The 447-nt window shown below is 73.4% G+C and carries 1 pseudogene; it reads left to right on the top strand.

Features of this window, described 5'->3' with window-relative positions:
• Positions 1 to 447, top strand: a pseudogene (locus IRY44_RS30480) (hypothetical protein); the annotation flags it as partial.

Below are 447 nucleotides of genomic sequence, written 5' to 3'. Positions count from 1 at the left end.
GGCGGTGAGCACCACGGCGGGCCGGTCGACCTGGCCTCGGCCGCGAAGCCCGGCAAGGGCGACAAGGGCGAGCACGGCAAGCACCGCGCGGGCACCGTCGAGATCATCGGGGCGCACGAGGGCAAGGACGCCTCGCTGAGCACGCTGAGCCACAACCGGGCCGGTCACAACGGTGGCGGTCTGTTCAGCAGCGGCGGCTGGGTCACCGTCTCGTTCACCGCGATCGGCGGCAACGTCGCCTGCGAGAACGGCGGCGGCGTCTACGCCGAGAACACGGACCTGCTCCTGGAGAAGGTCCACGTGGCGGGCAACCACGCCGACGGCGACGGCGGCGGCGTAGTGACGACCGGTGGCCGGGACTGGGCCGGCAACGGCGCCGAGAAGGACGGCCTCGCGGGAAGCGCCACGATCGCCGACAGCGCGGTGGTCGACAACACCGCCGGCCGG

The sequence above is a fragment of the Micromonospora sp. ANENR4 genome (assembly GCF_015354395.1).
In the GTDB taxonomy this organism is placed as follows: Bacteria; Actinomycetota; Actinomycetes; order Mycobacteriales; family Micromonosporaceae; genus Micromonospora; species Micromonospora aurantiaca.
This window is presented reverse-complemented; position numbering and strand designations above follow the sequence as displayed.